Genomic DNA, 19,740 nt, shown 5'->3' with positions numbered 1-19,740 from the left:
TATGAAATCCTATTTAACATCTTTGGCGCTGCTAGTAAGTTCAGTGTTATCGACTGCTGCCCATGCTGAAACTCAGCTGTTTGTGACGACATCCTCTCATCAGGAGGCACAACTGCATATCGTTTACCCTACGGGCATTCGTATTGGGCAAGCCGTGCAAGATGGCATACAACAACTCCCTCTCTATAATAAAACCAATAACAAAGAAGTTGCTCCCATTTACTGGTTAGGTGCAGCCTTACTCGATATTGAAAATACCGCAGCATTAGAAACTAAACGTCAACAGATACTCTCTCAACTCGCTCAAATGGGAGAAGCCACCAATGATAGTCGCTATATTGCTAAGCTTGCCCAACTAGCGCAGTTTTTACGCGGTATTAAGTTAGGTCAGCGGGTAATGCAACCCTTAGATATTGATGTTATTCGTATTACCGAGTCTTATAACGCAATTATTGATGGTAAATATCAACTCGTCTTACCACCCCGCCCAACGACCATTACGGTACTTGGCGCAGTGACTCAAACTGGCAATATGACGTGGCAAAGCCAAGCGAGCAGCAAAGATTATCTTACCCAAGCAGGCTTACTCGATAATGCACAAACCAGCTTAGTCTGGATTATTCAACCCGATGGCAAAGCGATTAAACAACCTATCGCCTATTGGAATCACCAAGCGCAGGATATCGCGCCCGGTGCAACACTCTTTGTTGAGTTTTCAAGTCTATTTGATGGCTACGCCCATTTGAATGAAAACATCATTGAATTACTCAGGAATCGGGCTCTGTAATGAAAAAGTCTAGCCATTCAATCCATACTTTAGGCCGTCTATCTACGCTTACACTGGCGCTCTTGCCACTATTACATGCGTCCGCCGATGAATTTTCCTATCCAACCCTGTTACCCTCGCAATCGGATTTTGGTGGTGTTGGCTTAATGCAAATGCCAACGGGTCGCATGGCCGCCGAAGGCGAGTTTAATTTCTCAACCACTTATAACGATGAATATCAGCACTATAGTGCCTCAGTACAATTATTTCCGTGGTTTGAGACCACTGTGCGCTACACCTTAGTGCACGATCTGTTTTACAGCAGTGATCCTAGTTTTAGCGGTAACACTAAATACACAGATAAAGGCATAGACTTTAAAATCCGCCTACTTGAAGAAAGTAACTGGCTACCCGAAACTTCTTTCGGTGTACGCGATCTTGGGGGGACGGGATTATTTGATAGTGAATTTATTGCTGCCACTAAAAGAGTCGGTCCACTGGATTTCACCTTAGGTATTGGCTGGGGTTATATAGGTAATAGCGGTAACTTAACCTCGGATAAAAAGGACCTCAATTACGAGTGTGATAGAGATACTTCCTACACTGGTAAGGGTGGCGAAATCGATTATCAGCGCTGGTTTAAAGGCTGTGCAGCGCTCTTTGGCGGTGTTGAATACCAAACCCCTTGGGATCCACTGCGGGTAAAAGTGGAATATGATGGTAACGATTACGAGGCTGACTTTCCCGTCGTGCGTGGTGGTATAGATATGACCCAGGACAGCAAGTTCAACTATGGCTTGCTGTACCGCTTTGGCAACTGGGGAGATCTGCATTTAAGCTATGAGCGCGGTAATACTTGGACACTAGGCTTTAGTTTGCAAACTAACTTCAATGAGTTAACCCAAATTAAACGCGATCCGGCAGCGGCTAAATATAAACCGCTCCCAGCAGCACCTATGACCCAAGTGCAATTAGCACAAACCGAAGAAACACCATCAAGCACAACGACGGTAGATACCGCTTCGTATCGCGAAACAAATACGATCAGCGCTAAAACTGATGCTGCTGTTAGCATTGATAGCACTGCCAGTGCATCAAATTCAGTTAATGTTGCAACTATATCTACTGCGGCAAAAGAGACGATCGACTGGGATAAGGTTGCGCAGGATCTGCAACGTATCGCCGGCTACAATAATGCGAAAATTTATCTGGGCACAGATAACATTACCGTTGTTGGTGAACAAACTAAGTTTCGCGATAGAAGCGAAGCGCACCACAGAGCGGCAACGATACTCGCCAACAACTGTTCCCTCACGCAAATCAAAGAGTATCGCCTGATTGAAACCCACTACAGTCAGCCAATTACTGAAACCCGTATCGATGCAGAAAAATTTGCAACAGTTGCCAATTTTGCATACCTCAATGCCAAAGTTAGCGATGCAAGCCAGGTCAAAGTTCCTAGTGAACCACAGGGCACACTCGTTACCCAAACAAACACAGATTGGTTAGACAAGCTTGGCTTTGATATTTCCCCAACCATGGTGCAATCTTTTGGAGGCTCAGAGGGCTTCTATATGTTTAATATTGGGGTGACTGGCAGCGCAAACTATAAATTTACCGATAACGTTGAATTTGGCGGTTCCCTCTACCTCAACTTATACGATAACTACGATAAGTTCTTATATGATGTGCCACCAGATGGTACTGATTTAAAACGTGTTCGTACTTTGATCCGTCAATATGTTCACGATAACCCTGTAAGAGTAAATAACCTACAGCTCACTTGGATGGATAATCTTAGCGATAATGTCTCCTACCAAGCCTATGGTGGTTATTTAGAGATGATGTACGGCGGTGTGGGAACGGAATTCATGTATCGCCCACTTGATAGTCAATGGGCCTTTGGTGTCGATGCTAACTATGTGAAACAACGGGATCCAGACAATATGTTTGGTTTCTTTGAGGATGAACATCAGTTCGATCCACTCACAAATCGAGCCTACCGAGTACAAACTGGTGCTGTGACTGGACATGCCACGGTTTATTATCAACCCGAGTGGTTCCCTAATACTTTACTCAGGGTCAGTGCTGGACAGTATCTCACTGAAGATAAAGGCGTAACGGTTGATTTCTCTAAACAGTTTGATAGTGGTGTCATTGTTGGTGCATTTGCAACTAAAACGAACCTTTCTTCGGATGAGTATGGTGAAGGTAGCTTTACCAAAGGTTTCTATATTTCGGTTCCATTTGATCTAATGACCATTAAATCAACTCACAGTCGTGCCTTCCTATCTTGGATACCATTGACCCGTGATGGCGGCCAAATGCTCGGCCGTAAATACAGTCTGTTTGATGTCACAGATGCTCGTGCACCTTGGTACACCAAACCGAGTGTCGAAAAGTAGGATGCAATTAGAAACTTAGTTGTTATCCCAGTGTACACACATAATTGCAGGAACCGTTATCTAGGCGGAACTTGCAATTATTTTGAGCTGTTATATCACCCACTAATAATCGTCATTCTAGTATTACCGCCATCCTCCCCTTAGCAGTCATCCTCGCGAACACGGGGATCCAGCTTTTAAGTTCTTACTTTATATTCCAGATAATAAAAGACTTTACTGTGGATTCCCGCCTTCGCGGGAATGACAGAGAGGGCGTAATTTTCGCCTTTGCCGTCATCCTCGCGCACGACTGCATGGTCAATTTTGTTCCATACAAATATGACATTTCCACCCTCCATGGTGGTCAGATGCAAAAGGTAGAATAACGCAGGAGCAGTTATCGATGCGGGGATCCAGCTTTTAAGTAATTTGCTTTATATTTTAGATAATAAAAAATTTTGCACAGGGTAATACTTTAGTTGAAATGAAAAGCCAATTGAACGACCGATAATCAGGGCTGTGCGTTGCATATCAGTGTGACTTGCTAGGTTCTTGCTGCCATTGCATCTCTATCTGATAGAAGCGGCTCGGCAATTAGCGGCCAATCTATAGAGAAATCAGTATTATTCCACCCGAGCACATACTCATCTTGAGGGGCATAATAGTCAGTACAGCGATAAATCACATCGGCAAACTCACTAAGCACATAAAAGCCGTGGGCAAAGCCTGGTGGAGTCCACATTTGTAAACGATTATCCGCCGATAACACTCTCCCCACCCATTGACCATAGGTAGGAGAGTTTGCACGAATATCCACAGCCACATCAAAAATACTTCCAGTACAAACCCGTACTAATTTACCCTGCGGTTGCAAGCGCTGAAAATGTAAGCCACGCAATACATTTTGCTGCGAGCGGCTATGATTTTCTTGCACAAAGATAGGGAGACTAAAACCTCTTTCAGTAAAACACGCATCGAAATAGGACTGCCTAAATGTCTCCATAAAAAAGCCTCGCTCATCTCCAAAGCGCTGCGGCTCAAACACTAAAACCTCTGCTAATTCCGTTTCAATACACTTCATGAAAAACCTGCCTATCCAGTAATCCGAGCAAATACTCACCATAACCACTTTTAACTAAAGGCAGTGCCAATTGTTCAGCCTACTTCAGATTAATCCCCCAATGCGCCACATCACCTAACAGGATATTAAATAACACTAAATCCTGGGGGAATATCCCGAATCCCCGCCTGCATAAGCGTAACTAGAGGGTAATAAATCATAGGTTATCCTAGATATGCAGTAGCGGTTCACACACAAGCTGCGTCATGGGATAAAGACGGTAACCTGTTCCTGCCAGTAAAATGCCTTTTCTCATTGATATATTTAGGATTGATAAGCCATGGTTAAGTGCCCAAATTGTAACATAAAAAATCAGAGCAAACGGATGAAACAAACTGAAACTATTTAGTCCCCCTTACTCCTGTGCCAGCACATGTATCAACAATACTCTTGCTCGTAGCCACACTCTCGACATCCTCGCGAACGACTGCATGGTCAATTTTGTTCCATACAAAATATAACATTTCCACCCTCCATGGTGGTCAGATGCAGAAGGTAGAATAACGCAGGAGCAGTTATCGATGCGGGAGATCTGTCTTTTAAGTGTTTTTTCGCTTCCGCCGTCATCCTCGCGCACGCGGGGATCCAGCTTTTAAGTTCTTGCTTTATATTCCAGATAATAAAAGACTTTACCGTGGACTCCCGCCTTCGCGGGAATGACATAATGGAACGTCATTCCGATCTTTGCCTTCATCCTCGCGCACGGGGGGATCCAGCTTCTAAGTTCTTACTTTATATTCCAGATAATAAAAGACTTTACCGTGGATTCCCGCCTTCGCAGGAATGACAGAGAGGGCGTAATTCTCGCTTCTGCCGTCATCCTCGCACACGCGGGGATCCAGCTCCATTAAGACCATCCAAACCATTAAGACCAGCGTCATCCCCGCGCACGCGGGGATCCACCTGTGATTGTAAGAAACCTCAGAACTTAAATCGCGTCATCCCCGCGCACGCGGGGATCCAGCTTTTAAGTTCTTACTTTATATTTCAAATAACAAAAGACTTTACCGTAGATTCCCACGTTCGTGGGAATGACAGCAAGGGCATAATCCTCGTCTTTGCCGTCATCCTCGCGCACGGGGGGATCCAGCTTCTAAGTTCTTACTTTATATTCCAGATAATAAAAGACTTTACCGTGGATTCCCGCCTTCGCGGGAATGACAGAGAGGGCGTAATTCTCGCTTCCGCCGTCATCCTCGCGTATGCGGGGATCCAGCGGTTCGGGTTCCAGTGACACCCGAACTTTGGCCGTCATCCTCGCGCACGCGGGGATCAGCTGTTAGGTAATTTGCTTTATATTTCAGATAACAAAAGACTTTACCGTAGATTCCCGCCTTCGCGGGAATGACAGAGAGGGCGTAATTTTCGCCTTTGCCGTCATCCTCGCGAACGCGGGGATCCAGCTTTTAAGTTCTTGCTTTATATTCCAGATAACAAAAGACTTTACTGTGGATTCCCACGTTCGTGGGAATGACAGAGAGGGCGTAATTCTCGCTTCTGCCGTCATCCTCGCGCACGCGGGGATCCAGCTTTTAAGTTCTTGCTTTATATTCCAGATAACAAAAGACTTTACTGTGGATTCCCGCCTTCGCGGGAATGACAGAGAGGGCGTAATTCTCGCTTCTGCCGTCATCCCCGCGCACGCGGGGATCCAGTTTTGACATCAGTCTTAGGCTTCTCAACAGGACCGTCATCCCCGCGCACGCGGGGATCCAGCTTTTAAGTTCTTGCTTTATATTTCAAATAATAAAAGACTTTACCGTGGATTCCCACTTTCGTGGGAATGACAGAGAAGGCGTAATTATCGCTTCTACCGTCATCCTCGCGAACGACTGCATGCTCAATTTTGTTCCATACAAAATATGACATTTCCCCCTCCATGGTGGTCAGATGCAAAAGGTAGAATAACGCAGGAACAGTTATCGATGCGGGGGATCTGTCTTTTAAGTGCTTTTTCGCTTCCGCTGTCATCCTCGCGAACGCGGGGATCCAGCTTTTAAGTTCTTGCTTTATATTTCAAATAATAAAAGACTTTACCGTGGATTCCCGCCTTCGCGGGAATGACAGAGAGGGCGTAATTCTCGCTTCTGCCGTCATCCTCGCCTTTACCGTCATCCTCGCGCACGCGGGGATCCAGCTTTTAAGTTCTTGCTTTATATTCCAGATAACAAAAGACTTTATTGTGGATTCCCACGTTCGTGGGAATGACAGATAGGACGTAATCCTAGTCTTCGCCGTCATCCTCGCGAACGCGGGGATCCAGCTTTTAAGTTCTTGCTTTATATTTCAAATAACAAAAGACTTTACTGTGGATTCCCGCCTTCGCGGGAATGACAGAGAGGGCGTAATTTTCGCCTTTGCCGTCATCCTCGCGCACGCGGGGATCCAGCTTTTAAGTTCTTGTTTTATACTCCAAATAACAAAAGACTTTACTGTGGATTCCCGCTTTCGCGGGAATGACAGAGAGGGCGTAATTCTCGCTTCTGCCGTCATCCTCGCGAACGCGGGGATCCAGCTTTTAAGTTCTTGTTTTATATTCCAGATAATAAAAGACTTTACCGTTGACTCCCGCCTTCGCGGGAATGACATAATGGAGCGTCATTCCGGTCTTTGCCGTCCTCCTCGCGAGCGACTGCGTGAAATAATGGTATCTGGCTTAACCACGAAGCGTCGGCCCTACTGCTCTGGGATCTGTATTTCGATTTTTACACCTTGATTTGGGCTGGAAATAAGCGAAATGCTGCCATTGAGTTTTTGCGTGACGAGATTGTTAATAATCGACATTCCTAAACCTGTACCCCCGGATTGTCGAGCAGTAGTGAAAAAAGGTTCAAAGACTCTAGCTTTAACATCATCTGACATACCGACACCATTATCCTGATAGATCATCTTGATGCTAGAGTCCATTTTATCTACAGCAACGATTATCTGTTTTTCCCCAGTAAAATTATCGGGGAAACCATGGCGAAAACTGTTAGAAACCAAATTAGTAAAAATCTGAGCAATTGCACCAGGGTAAGAATCAATATAAATACTGTCATCAATATTAATTTTTAAGCTGATATTTTTTTTACGCATAAGCGGTTTTAACGAGCTAAAAACCTGCAAAATATATGCTTTTAAATTAAATCGCTCTCGCTCCCAAATCGATTGATCCGCTGCGGTTCGCTTAAAATTGTGCACTAACTCCGCAGCCCGTGAAAGATTACGGTCAACAAGGGACAAGCCATCTTGCATCGTATTGATAAAATTTAAAAATTTATCTTCATCTAGTTCATTACGCTCAAAGAGCTTTTTAAGTAAAGCAAGCTCATCCAAACAATGGGTCACGGAGGTGACTGCAATCCCTAGAGGTGTATTAACCTCGTGGGCAACTCCCGCGACTAAACTGCCCAATGCCGCCATTTTCTCGTTTTCAATCAAATGATTTTGCGTCGCACTTAAGTTAGCTAAAGCGGTTTCTAACTCCTGTGTCCGCAGTGCTACTTGGTGTTCTAAATCAGCATTAACCGCCTTTAACTGCTGCTGATAATCTAAAATTTCCTTAGCGCTCATCGCTCGGCCAAACAAATCTGCCAAGCTCGAAGCAAACGCTTTTTCATCCCGTGTCCATTCGCGCGGCTCACCTTGATGCTCAGCGCAAATAATGCCCACCATTTTGCCACGGTGTCGTATCGGGCTATCTAGAATAGAGGTGATATTGTTAGGAATAAAATAACTTGCGACTAACTCTTGGGTTGCCAGCTCCATTTGCACAAGATTAAGCACTATCGTGCGCTCACTATCTAACAAGCTAAAATAGCGGGGATATTGTGTACGAGTAAGTGCTAAAGTTTGCTGTAACTGGGCATTATCGAACAGAAAAAAACACGATATAGTTTGCCTATCTTCACTCAATAACCAAATACCCGCCCGGTTAACATCCAACCCCTTACAAACAGAAGATACAATTAACTCCGAGGCCTCTGTTAAATCTCCTTTATCAATCAGATGCGACTGACTGACATCAAATAAGATCCTGTCTAACATGCGTGTCATAGTGACTCATCCAAAATACTGGCTGGCAAAGCAGCAGAAGCCTTAAGTAATCCAAGCCATGCATTACATAATTTAGGATTAAACTGCTTACCAGATTGCTCAATCATGCCATCTCGCACAGCATCAATAGGCCAAGCCTCTTTATCACTAGCTTGTTTAGGTTTAACTGACTGGCCATCCAAAATATCTGCACGTTTTGTAAATAACGCCACAATAGCACCACGCAAACGAGAAGAAGTTGCTTTTAGTATAGATTCAATCTCGAAAGTGATTTGTTTTAAAGGATAAAACCGTGACTAATTGATGAAATAAATACGCTAACGTCAGCAACCTTTGGCTAGCAATAAAAAATCAACAAGCCAACATAAAACACAACTAACCTATTGTTGTAACATTAAAATAGGACGGATTTGGTTCGATAAAGATTGCCGAGTATGATGGTTGCTCACATTCCAAGTTTGAACTCATACGTTGGAGCCAACATGAAAAAATCACTTTTCGGTATCGCCCTTTTAGCCCTATTTACCACAGCATGCTCAGATCCAGCACCTACGCCAACAAACACTGCACCGGCCCAAACTGAACCCGCGTCAAGTACTCCTCTTGGGGATACTAGCCAAAACTCACTCGATTGGCCCGGCGACTACGAAGGCATACTTCCCTGTGCCAGTTGTGAAGGCATTGAAACCCATATCAGTCTACAGGCCGATAATAGCTTTGAAGTTAAAACCATTTATTTAGGAAAAGATGAGAAGATTTTGAAAGTGACAGGTACCGCAGTATGGGATGCTCAAGGACAAAAAATCACCTTGGCCGATGGTAGCCAGTACTTAGTTGGTGAAAACCAACTCATCATGCTAGACACCGAAGGTAAGCGCATAACTGGCGACCTAGCCGCAAATTATGTGTTGAAAAAGAAAAGCGAATAGTAGTCTCAATCCACGATTGACGATAAATCCCAGTATTGATAACAGCACATACATTACGCGGCATTTTTACTCTAATGCCGCACAAACCTTTAGCCGTCATCCTAATACATGCAGGAAACCCTTTCGTTTCGCCGTCATCCTCGCGTACGCGGGGATCCAGCGGTTCGGGTTCCAGTGACACCCGAACTTTGGCCGTCATCCTCGCGTATGCGGGGATCCAGCTGTTAGGTAATTTGCTTTATATTCCAGATAATAAAGACTTTACCGTGGATTCCCGCCTTCGTGGGAATGACAGCAAGGGCATAATCCTCGTCTTCGCCGTCCTCCTCGCGTATGCGGGGATCCAGCTTTTAAGTTCTTACTTTATATTCCAGATAACAAAAGACTTTGCCGTAGATTCCCACGTTCGTGGGAATGACAGAGAGGGCGTAATTCTCGCTTCTGTCGTCATCCTCGCCTTTGTCGTCATCCTCGCGTACGCGGGGATCCAGCTGTTAGGTAATTTTCGCTTCTGTCGTCATCCTCGCGTATGCGGGGATCCAGCTATTACCGTGTACCATAAATCTTGCCACTTTGGGTTTTGTGAATTAATCAGATCAATTTTCCATTCACGGCGCCATTTTTTTAGCTGTTTCTCACGACAAATAGCATCGTACATGGATACATGAGCCTCAAAATAAACTAGCTGATCAACTTTGTATTTATGGGTAAATCCATCAATAATGGCGTTTTTATGCTGCCATACTCGCTGCTCTAACTGGCTGGTTACACCAATATATAAAGTACCATTGAATTGACTGGCCATAATATAAACATAGGGTTGCATAGTTCATCCTTGAGTAGTGGCAATCCATTTTATAAGTGATTTAGATAATAACTCAAAAGCTGGATCCCCGCGTGCGCGAGGATGACAAAAGGAGCAAGAATGACAAAAGGAGCGGAGATGAAAAAATAAACAAAGATCAAAAAATAAGCAAAGATGACATACTGAGTTAAGTTCACCCCTTGCTATAATGAAACAGTACAAATTCAGATCCGTAGCAGTACAGTACTGTAGTGTTCCTAAGTCTAAGCTCTAAGCTCTAAGCTCTAAGTCTAAGCTCTAAGCTCTAAGTCTAAGCTCTAAGTCTAAGCTCTAAGTCTAAGCTCTAAGTCTAAGCTCTAAGCTCTAAGTCTAAGCTCTAAGCTCTAAGCTCTAAGCTCTAAGCTCTAAGTCTAAGCTATAGGCTCTAGGCTCCAGGGCAAGCGAAGCGCTCTAAAAAAGCAAAGTGACGCCCTAGCTATAAAATTTGAGAATGCTTCTCTTAGCTTTCAACAAAGCCATTTAGCCGCCAGCTTACGAGCGTACTTCATCGCTCTGTTCAACTATCCATTTAACGGTTTTTCTTAGGCCAGACTCAAAAGACTCATACGGTTGCCACCCAAGTTCATGCTCAAGTTTACTGGCATCAATTGCATAACGAACATCATGGCCGGGACGATCTTCAACATGCTGTATTAAACCTCGAAAACCAATCCCATTTACAGCAAATGCATGGGGATGAGTAGGCGCTAACTCCTCCAATAAATCACAAATTTTCTGTACTACCTCAATATTACTGCGCTCATTCGAACCACCAATATTATAGGTCTGCCCTAGTCGCCCCTGAGTTGCGACTAAAAACAACGCTCGAACATGATCATCCAAATAAAGGTTGCAATTAACCAAAAGACCGTTAACTTACTTTATAGAAACTACGATACCAATCAACCACGCTTTGCACGCCTTCCCTAACACTAACTTTAGCCTTGTAGCCGGTAGCCTCGAATAAATCCTCGGTATCTGCATAGGTTTTATACACATCACCAGCCTGCATTTCCCTAAAGTTTTTAATGGCTGCGATACCTAACGCCCTTTCAATCTCTTGAATAAACTCCATCAAGTTAATCGGGCTACCATGGCCAATATTATAAACTTTATAAGGAGCTGAACTGCTGGCAGGCGTTCCAGTTTCAACTTTCCAGCTCGTGTTGCGCATAGGCACCACATCCGCAATACGTATTACACCTTCAACAATATCCTCAACATGGGTGAAATCGCGCCACATATCACCGTTATTATTAATATCGATTGGCTGACCTTCTAGTATTTTCTTGGTGAAAATAAATGGTGCCATATCGGGTCGTCCCCAAGGGCCATATACAGTAAAAAACCGCAAGCCAGTGGTAGGCATATCGTACAAGTGCGAATAACTATGAGCCATTAACTCATTAGACTTTTTAGTCGCCGCGTATAACGAAACGGGATGATCAACAGAATCAGCGGTAGAAAATGGCGTTTTTTCATTCAGTCCGTAAACAGAGCTGGACGATGCATAAATCAAATGCTGTACTTTATCGTGTCGACACCCCTCTAAAATATTAAGGTGACCAACTAAGTTACTATCCGCATAGGCCATTGGATTTTCGATTGAATAACGAACCCCTGCCTGCGCAGCTAAATGTATTACACGATCAAAATTCTCATCAGTAAATAAGCGGGCCACTGCGTCACGATCTGCTATATCCAACTTAATAAATGTAAATGAAGTATGATTATCGATAAGTGCTAATCTAGCTAATTTAAGTGATACATCATAATAGTCATTTAAATTGTCGATACCAATAACAGTATGACCACAAGCTAACAACCTTTCACATACCTTTGCACCAATAAAGCCTGCGGCACCCGTCACTAAATACTTCATTTTAAATTCCCCTCCAACCCAAAAACTTAAAGTAGCAAACACCGCTAATGTAGGAATCTTTAGCTTGTGTACGCCCTACCGCAAATAAAAACAAAAATGCCAATTCAAATGAATTGGCATGGCAAAACCTTCAACAACTAAATAATCAATCCTTGCGAACCCAAGTCAAGATCTGCCATACGTTTGACAATGCCCAGTTATAGCAGGCAAAAATAGCTAAAAATGTAACAAACATAATCCATTCAGGAATATGCGAAATTTCGGCAGCGACACCAGTAGCGGCAAGTAAAAGTGAAGCAAACGTAATTCTAATTAATGTTTGTTTACGATTGTAGCCTGCTCGTTCGAAGATATGGTGCAAATGATCTCTATCGGGCTTAAAAGGGGACATACCTTTTTTTACTCGCCTATACATAATGGCGGTCATATCCATTAATGGAATGGCGATTAAATATAACGCGGTAACTGGACTAAATACACTCGTCTGAGCTTGAGTACCAATCACTAACATCCAAACAACGGTTAGTCCTATTAACATACTACCGGCATCACCCATAAAAATTTTGTCAAATGATCGAAATGGCCATTTTAAATTAAATAATAAGTAACCAATAATCGCTCCGATAAACAATAAAGGCAGCATAAACCAGTTGTTTCCCGCCCAGTAAAATAAAAAGGCTAAAGCTGAAAAAGTCACCAAGCTCAACATGCCCGCTAAACCGTCAATTCCGTCTACCATATTAAAAGCGTTAATAGCGCCAATAACCGCTAATACAGTGACAAAGATGCCTACATAACTAAGCTTGAACTCAAAAAAGTACAAAATATCACCAAATGAGGTTAAATACAGACCAGCCCCAAAGATCAGTATAGAAGCGGTGATAACCTGCGCAGCCATCCGAACCCTTACTGAAAGATCATACTTATCGTCAAGTACACCAAGAAAAAGGATTAACGCAGCAGATATAAGATACAGGTTAAAAACTTGGCTTTGTTCTATCACAATGCTCGAAACTAGCAAGACACTACAGTAGATAGAAACACCACCAATCAATGGGATAGCACCGACATGCAACTTACGCTCATTAGGCAAATCGACCAATCCCATACGTAGTGCAATTGGATTTAACACTTTAATAGTAATACATGTTAGACAAAAAACAGTAATCAGTGGTATGAGGTATTCCATAAACTCTCTTCCTTAAGCCAAATACAGAATTTTCAAATGACTTTAAAAACATACTATTTCAAAAGTATGACAGCGAATTATAGCACTCGAACCTTTGCGCGATAACCCATAATGCACAGAAATTTATGCAGCGACCTAAGTTTTTAAATTGGCTTCGTAAAATTAAAATCTCTACGCAAAAACGCAGTAATGCGCCAAATATTATTCATGACAGTAAAATACAAAGCAAAAGTTGCTAAAAATGCTAAAAACATAATATTTTCATCTACTTTAGCTAAGTCTGACCAAATACCGACTAAAGCCATCAATGCAGCTGCAGTACAAATAACCAATAGTGATACATGGGATGACATGCCCAAACGTTGACAAATATGATGTAAATGCTCTCGATCTGGCTTAAAAGGCGATTGTCCTTTGCGAATGCGGCGTATCATGATGCACACCATATCCATAAGGGGCAGAGCAATTAACCAAAGTGCGGTAACTGGCCGAATTGCAGTAGCACGTTCGCCTTGACTAGCTACAATTAGCAGCCATATCACGGTAAAGCCAATGAAAATACTGCCCGCATCCCCCATAAACACTTTAAAACGTTTACCGAATGGAAACCCTAAATTCAACATAATATAAGGCAGCATTGCGGTCACAAGCAGTCCACAGAAAGTCGCAAAACTATGCATACCATGCAAATAAAATAAAATACCCAAACCACCAAAGGTGACTGACGCTAAACCACCAAGTAAACCATCAATACCATCAACCATATTAAAGGCATTGATTGCACCGATTACAGCAACAACGGTTAAAAAGTAACTGGCAACTTCAGGAATACGTATCGCATCGCTACCCATTAGATAGCCAAGATTATGCAAACTCCGTTCACCAAGGACAATCATCACAATTGAAACTGCCGCTTGGATAACAAGCCTCAACTTGAAACTAATATCATAGCGGTCATCAATTGCACCGATAATAACGAGTATAAGAGCACAGCCAACATACAGTTTTGGTGCCAGCAATAATGCAGAATTCAGGTACAAGATCAGCATCATGGTAAAAAAAACCGAGATCCCCCCAACTAAAGGGATCTGACCAGTATGATGTTTGCGCTCATTAGGTTTATCAACTAGCCCTATTCTTTGGGCGATCTTGCGAAACACAAACAAACTGATAAAAGAGACAAAAAACACAAATAAGACTGCGATGTTTGCTGACATAAAAACCACTTAAAAAATATGCAGAAAAGGAAAATGCAGAGCGGCTTCGCCCTTCTAGACCCTAGAAGCGGTGCTATTTTCTGCGCTCTAGTAGCCATGCAAGGGCGTTCTAGCAGGCCGAAGGCCGTCCTGATTCTATCGCCATCATCCTCCGCGAACTCAACCGCCGTCATCCTCGCGAACGCGGGGATCCAGCTTTTACAACTCTAAACTCATGGCGACTAAAACTAAGATATCGCGAAGAAGAATACTCACAACTCACCATTTACCACTGACATTCAGTCACTTCCAAACAAATCGCGGGTATACACCTTATCAGCGACATCAGCCAGTTCCTTTGCCATGCGATTTGAGACGATCACATCAGCCTTGGCTTTAAACTCGCTAAGATCTGTCACCACGCGGGAGTGGTAAAATTCGGCCTCTTTTAACACAGGCTCATAAACGATAACCTCAATGCCCTTAGCCTTTAAGCGCTTCATGATCCCTTGAATACTCGAAGCACGAAAGTTATCAGAACCCGATTTCATAATAAGGCGATAAATACCCACCACTTTAGGATCGCGACTTAAAATAGACTCAGCGATAAAATCCTTACGGGTAGTATTTGAATCCACAATCGCACCAATAATACTATTAGGCACATCGGCATAATTGGCCCGTAACTGCTTTGTATCTTTGGGTAAACAGTAGCCGCCATAACCAAAAGAAGGGTTATTGTAATGATTGCCAATACGCGGATCTAAACATACCCCTTCAATAATCTGCCTCGAATCTAAGCCATGGGTTTCAGCATAGGTATCTAGCTCATTAAAATAAGCAACACGCATAGCCAGATAGGTATTCGAGAATAATTTTACTGCTTCAGCTTCAGTCGAGTCAGTAAATAATACTTGAATATCTTTTTTTATGGCCCCTTGTACTAATAAATCGGCAAAGACTTTAGCTCGTTCACTGCGTTCCCCAACAATAATCCGTGATGGATGCAAGTTATCATAAAGCGCTTTACCTTCACGCAAAAACTCAGGCGAGAAGAGTATATTCTCGCAATTAAACTTTTGCTTAATCTTAGCCGTAAAACCCACCGGCACTGTTGATTTAATCACCATTACAGCATTAGGGTTTATCGCCAATACATCTTGGATAACAGATTCTACAGAGGAAGTATTAAAGTAATTAGTTTTAGGATCGTAATCCGTAGGGGTGGCAATGATCACAAACTCAGCATCTTGATACGCAAGTTGTTTATCTAAAGTAGCAGTTAAATTAAGATCACGATGCGCCAAAAACTCTTCAATTTCACTATCAACAATCGGTGACTTACGATTATTGATTAACGCTACCTTAGCAGAGATAACATCAACAGCGATAACTTGATGGTGCTGTGCTAAAAGCACTGCATTAGATAAACCTACATAACCTGTACCAGCAATAGCAATTTTCATTTTAACCTTTTAATAATTAAACAAATCACGTTGAAAAATATGAAAGATAGCCATAAACATTCATTTAGACAATGCGAGTAAGTATATTTTAATTGAACACCCAGCGAATAATAAATATGAATACTGAATTTTTTAAGTGTAAGTTGATTCATACATTTTATTTATTACACGCCAAGTATATCGATTATTAGCAATGTCTTTCATTCTTGCAGATGTAAAGGATAAGTTTTCTACACTAAAAATAGATAATTTTTTTTCTAAATCTTCGGATGACGAAAAATAAATTGCACTATCTTCTGTAGTATACCGATTAAAATTACAATCAAAGGCAAAAATGGGCTTTTCGAAATGCATAGCTTCGACTAAAGAAGGATTTGTTCCACCGGCGGAATGACCGTGAATGTAGCCCTTACACTCACTTCTTAACTTAAATAAATTATTAAGATCGTAAATAGGATCAATAAGCTCTATATTAGAATTATCTGAAAATAAAATCTTCAGCTTTTTTCCAAATTCGCTAGAACTCCAATTACCAATAAACTTTAGTTTTTTATCTGTACATTCAAAGGCTTTCAAAATCATCTCAACATTGTTTTCCGGTTCTATTCGACACAATGATAAATAGTAATCTTGCTCACTTCCTACGTTTACACCATCAATAATAGCATTATCACCACCATACGCAATAACCAAGTTTAATTTGGAATATTCTATATCAACATAATCACCAATCGCTTTATTATCAGTGATAATAACATCTGAATATTTAACGGCCATAGATTCGGAAAATTTGAGGAACTTTTTGGCGAAAACACTCCATTTAGCACGTTTCCACTCTAAGCCATCTATATTGGTAATAATTTTAGATTTTGAGAAACATTTAAAAATTGGTAAAAACAAACATCCAGAAACACCTAAAACAAGAGTCACATCAGGTTTTTTAAAAATACATAAAATCAACGAATATATATCATAAAAAATACTATTAATTCCATTTGCGCTTAATGGGATATAAGTTAACTTTGCACGATTATGATAATATTGTTTTTTAGAATAAGATTTAGCTGAACAAAATACCTCATATTGAATATCATTACTAGCATGGAGAGTCAAATTCTCGACTAATGATTCAAATCCACCATAAACAGCAGGGATCCCAACAGTACCTACAATAGCAACTTTTTTCATTAAAAACCCATGAATAAAATAAATATACGAACATTACAAAAACTACAATGAGGAAACAAAACTGTGAATATTTTTCTGTCTCAGCAGAATGCTTTTTAAAAAAACATTTCCGTTGAGTCAAATAAACCAGCATTTAGGTAGCTACCAGTTCAACCGCATGGCCGAATTTAAATCGCAATCTGTTTAATAAAGTAACATAACTAGTAGAGCTATAAATTGAAAATCAGGTTCCATTAATACAATCAAATTATCCTTCATTAAATAGTATAATTATGCTCAAACATTAATTTACCCTGCAGTAGTACACCAACTGGAATCTGTGTTTCGCTACAGGAGTCACTAAAGATTCATGGACGGTCATTAATCATTGAGAAATTTTTTATGGAATAACTTAGTCAAGCATGGATAATTTTGTGCATTTGGCACTGTGATAAGCAGAAAATTTCATTCTGAATTACAAATGAATCTCAGCATCACATCAACCACCAGAAAAATTATATTAAGTAACTAGTTGCTCAATTGGATGCAACTATTGAGATTAAAAGCAATGATTTCATATCTCTAAACCCAGTAATCAAGCATAGCTTCGGTTATTATCATACTTTAAGCCGTAATAAGTTAAAAACAAAATTGAAGCTAAAGAGCTGACCATTACGGGGTTAGTGAATCCACTCAAACAGAATAAGATAAAAGATATAAAATGCAAATATCTAGTACGTCCACTATGATTTGATAAGATGTAACATAGAATAGGAAGAAACATAAATGAAATTAGAAAGAATAAAATTGGTAAACCAAATTGATATGCATAAGAGAACCACATTACTTCATAACCAAACTTGAGCCTACTGTTTCTAATGTAATCTTCTATATAAGTACCTGCACCTTTACCTAAAATAGGATAAGTAGAAATTTCTTTACCAAGTATATGGAATTGGAGATACTTTTCATTAGAAGATCCAGCCCCTTCAACGAAAAGTCTGTGCTCGATTGAATCAATAATTTTAAAAGAAGTGGTTGCATTCAGATAAAATAAAGAAAAAATAATTAGAAAAGATGACATTATAAGTTTTAAGTAAGACTTTCTAATGACGACGGCTCTAAAGATAAATAATATAGAAAAGACCAGCCATGCGTATCTAGTAAATGATAAAGCAATATCCAATAAAAAAATCCCTTTTATGTATTTATTATTATAATCACTTTTTTCAATTAAAAAATAAATGAAAGGGAATAAAAAATCATTTGCACTAACAAATCTAAAAAAACCGGAAATACCTATTTCACCCAAAGGTTTCATATCACTTGAAATCAAAGTTATAAACCTTACATCAATAACATTAACAAAAACCAAAAACACCAAAGCAAATTTAACAATCGCATACAAAGACAAACCTAAAACTACTGAATTAATCAATGATTTGTAACATATCAAATTACTTTTAAGTAATATAAGACCTATAGATACAATTAGCACCATTGTTAAAATACTCTTTAAAACAACGAAACCACCTCCGTCATTTTGTGAAAATACTACGGTGTTAAAGTATGTAAAAAAAATCAAAATCAATACAGCCAACACTAAAACTAGGTAATACTTTGACAAATATAAAGCAGACTTTAAATATAAAAAGCTTACAAATAAATAAATAAATACCAACATAAGTAAAAAGTTTTTTATCATAGTACCAGAACCTAAAGGTATCGATACCATACTGAAAACAAAAATGTAAAATATATAATTATATTTAATCATGAGCGTTAAAAATCGCACTATAAAATAAGGCTAGATTACGTTTGTTACCTTGTAAACGAATACCATCAACGAACATTAAGCTAAACAATTTAAAAACATTACTTCCTAATTGAATTTTTTCCAAGGAAATAAATAATTTTTTGTCATGTTCCGAAAGTTTTGAGTAATTAAGGTTGAAAAATGACCTTGCTTGAAGATAAACAATATTTCTAAAGCGATTAACACGAACTAAGCCATTACCACTAAATAAAGAATTCAAGTATCGACCTAAAGAGTTATCTGATGCACCAAGAACATTAGAAGAATGCTGTCTATATTTAATAGTAGGTATATCTAAATAATATAGTTCTCCGAAAAATCTAGCGGTTAAAGCGAACCACCAATCATGCATAGCAATCGATTCTATAGGAATTACATTCAAATTTAGAATGTCAACAAGCTCTTTATTGAAACAAGAAGTACATCCAACTACATAGTTCTGAATTATAAGTCTTTCTTTTTTATGCGCTAAATATGGATCAAGTGATTGAAATACATAAAAAGATTCCGAAATATTCTCCAGTTTATCATCAACAATTATCAAATCTGTATGAATTAAAGCAGGACCAGGCTGTAATTTACTAAACGCATTTAAAGTTAACTCTATCTTTTGATTTAACCAAACATCATCCTGATCACAAAAGAAATAATAATCACTATCTATGTACTTGATCATTTGTATAAAAGAACCAGCTGCACCATTATCGTTTGAAATGTTTTCTATAATTTTTATTCTAGAGTCAGATGAAACTATTGTATTAAGATATTCAATCGTGCCGTCTGTAGAGCCATCATCACGTATATACAAAGTAAAATTAGCAAAAGATTGAGTCAAAATAGAACTAATTTGTTGTTCTATATATTTTATGCCATTGAATGTTGACATACAAATAGCAATTTTTTTATTCATTTATACCCCAAAAAATTTATGCTTAAACAGTAA

At 40.2% G+C, this 19,740-nt stretch carries 14 protein-coding genes and 2 pseudogenes; 3 read left to right on the top strand and 13 right to left on the bottom strand.

All coding sequences use genetic code 11. The features are described from left to right. The first annotated feature begins 1 nt into the window (after position 1). Both L2744_RS11125 and L2744_RS11120 read left to right on the top strand, forming a co-directional pair. Positions 2 to 787 (top strand): capsule biosynthesis GfcC family protein, encoded by a 786-nt coding sequence (locus L2744_RS11125; protein ID WP_248991969.1) that lies wholly within the window; start codon positions 2 to 4, stop codon positions 785 to 787. Continuing rightward, positions 787 to 3,171 (top strand): YjbH domain-containing protein, encoded by a 2,385-nt coding sequence (locus L2744_RS11120; protein ID WP_248991968.1) that lies wholly within the window; start codon positions 787 to 789, stop codon positions 3,169 to 3,171. The genes L2744_RS11125 and L2744_RS11120 overlap by 1 nt, the downstream gene beginning before the upstream one ends. Positions 3,172 to 3,694: 523 nt before the next feature. Here the strand turns inward: L2744_RS11120 and rfbC are convergent. The 4 genes and pseudogenes from rfbC to L2744_RS11105 form a co-directional block, all read right to left on the bottom strand. Beyond that, positions 3,695 to 4,231 carry a dTDP-4-dehydrorhamnose 3,5-epimerase gene (rfbC, locus tag L2744_RS11115; protein ID WP_248991967.1) on the bottom strand — a complete coding sequence of 179 codons (537 nt, stop codon included), beginning with the start codon at positions 4,229 to 4,231 and terminating at the stop codon, positions 3,695 to 3,697. An 82-nt stretch (positions 4,232 to 4,313) separates the two neighbouring features. Beyond that, a pseudogene (locus L2744_RS21650) lies at positions 4,314 to 4,526 on the bottom strand (sugar phosphate nucleotidyltransferase); the annotation flags it as partial. A 2,420-nt stretch (positions 4,527 to 6,946) separates the two neighbouring features. Further along, a complete protein-coding gene (locus L2744_RS11110; protein ID WP_248991966.1) occupies positions 6,947 to 8,308 on the bottom strand; it encodes a sensor histidine kinase in 1,362 nt (453 codons plus the stop codon). Continuing rightward, a complete protein-coding gene (locus L2744_RS11105; RefSeq protein ID WP_248991965.1) occupies positions 8,305 to 8,520 on the bottom strand; it encodes a hypothetical protein in 216 nt (71 codons plus the stop codon). The genes L2744_RS11110 and L2744_RS11105 overlap by 4 nt, the downstream gene beginning before the upstream one ends. 270 nt (positions 8,521 to 8,790) lie before the next feature. Between L2744_RS11105 and L2744_RS11100 the strand changes: the two genes are divergently transcribed. Further along, positions 8,791 to 9,237 carry a copper resistance protein NlpE gene (locus tag L2744_RS11100; RefSeq protein WP_248991964.1) on the top strand — a complete coding sequence of 149 codons (447 nt, stop codon included), beginning with the start codon at positions 8,791 to 8,793 and terminating at the stop codon, positions 9,235 to 9,237. 517 nt (positions 9,238 to 9,754) lie between these two features. On the opposite strand, the gene L2744_RS11095 is transcribed toward L2744_RS11100, so the two are convergent. The 9 genes and pseudogenes from L2744_RS11095 to L2744_RS11055 all read right to left on the bottom strand — a co-directional run bounded on the left by L2744_RS11095 (position 9,755) and on the right by L2744_RS11055 (position 19,707). Beyond that, positions 9,755 to 10,063 carry a GIY-YIG nuclease family protein gene (locus tag L2744_RS11095; protein ID WP_011788817.1) on the bottom strand — a complete coding sequence of 103 codons (309 nt, stop codon included), beginning with the start codon at positions 10,061 to 10,063 and terminating at the stop codon, positions 9,755 to 9,757. A gap of 510 nt (positions 10,064 to 10,573) precedes the next feature. Further along, positions 10,574 to 10,954 (bottom strand): annotated as a pseudogene (locus L2744_RS11090) (GDP-mannose 4,6-dehydratase); the annotation flags it as partial. Then, the gene (locus L2744_RS11085) at positions 10,953 to 11,963 is read right to left on the bottom strand and encodes an NAD-dependent epimerase (RefSeq protein ID WP_248991963.1); all 1,011 of its coding nucleotides are present in this window, start codon (positions 11,961 to 11,963) and stop codon (positions 10,953 to 10,955) included. The gene L2744_RS11085 and the pseudogene L2744_RS11090, both read right to left, overlap by 2 nt. A gap of 145 nt (positions 11,964 to 12,108) precedes the next feature. Further along, entirely contained in the window at positions 12,109 to 13,152 is a 1,044-nt protein-coding gene (gene wecA / locus L2744_RS11080) for a UDP-N-acetylglucosamine--undecaprenyl-phosphate N-acetylglucosaminephosphotransferase (RefSeq protein ID WP_248991962.1), read from the bottom strand. Between the two features lie 143 nt (positions 13,153 to 13,295). Beyond that, positions 13,296 to 14,369, bottom strand: a complete 1,074-nt coding sequence (gene wecA, locus L2744_RS11075; protein ID WP_248991992.1) for a UDP-N-acetylglucosamine--undecaprenyl-phosphate N-acetylglucosaminephosphotransferase — start codon at positions 14,367 to 14,369, stop codon at positions 13,296 to 13,298. Positions 14,370 to 14,647: 278 nt separating this feature from the next. Further along, positions 14,648 to 15,814: a nucleotide sugar dehydrogenase gene (locus tag L2744_RS11070; protein WP_248991961.1), complete on the bottom strand. Its 1,167-nt coding sequence runs from the start codon at positions 15,812 to 15,814 to the stop codon at positions 14,648 to 14,650. Positions 15,815 to 15,946: 132 nt separating this feature from the next. After that, positions 15,947 to 17,002 carry a DUF1972 domain-containing protein gene (locus tag L2744_RS11065; protein ID WP_248991960.1) on the bottom strand — a complete coding sequence of 352 codons (1,056 nt, stop codon included), beginning with the start codon at positions 17,000 to 17,002 and terminating at the stop codon, positions 15,947 to 15,949. Between the two features lie 574 nt (positions 17,003 to 17,576). Further along, on the bottom strand, positions 17,577 to 18,686 hold the full coding sequence (locus L2744_RS11060; protein WP_248991959.1) for an O-antigen ligase family protein: 1,110 nt from the start codon (positions 18,684 to 18,686) through the stop codon (positions 17,577 to 17,579). 64 nt (positions 18,687 to 18,750) lie between these two features. Continuing rightward, entirely contained in the window at positions 18,751 to 19,707 is a 957-nt protein-coding gene (locus L2744_RS11055) for a glycosyltransferase family 2 protein (protein WP_248991958.1), read from the bottom strand. Positions 19,708 to 19,740: the final 33 nt, after the last annotated feature.

This window comes from Shewanella profunda (assembly GCF_023283765.1).
Lineage (GTDB): Bacteria > Pseudomonadota > Gammaproteobacteria > Enterobacterales > Shewanellaceae > Shewanella > Shewanella profunda.
The sequence above is the reverse complement of the archived record's forward strand: the minus strand, read 5'-3'. Positions and strand labels throughout refer to the sequence as shown.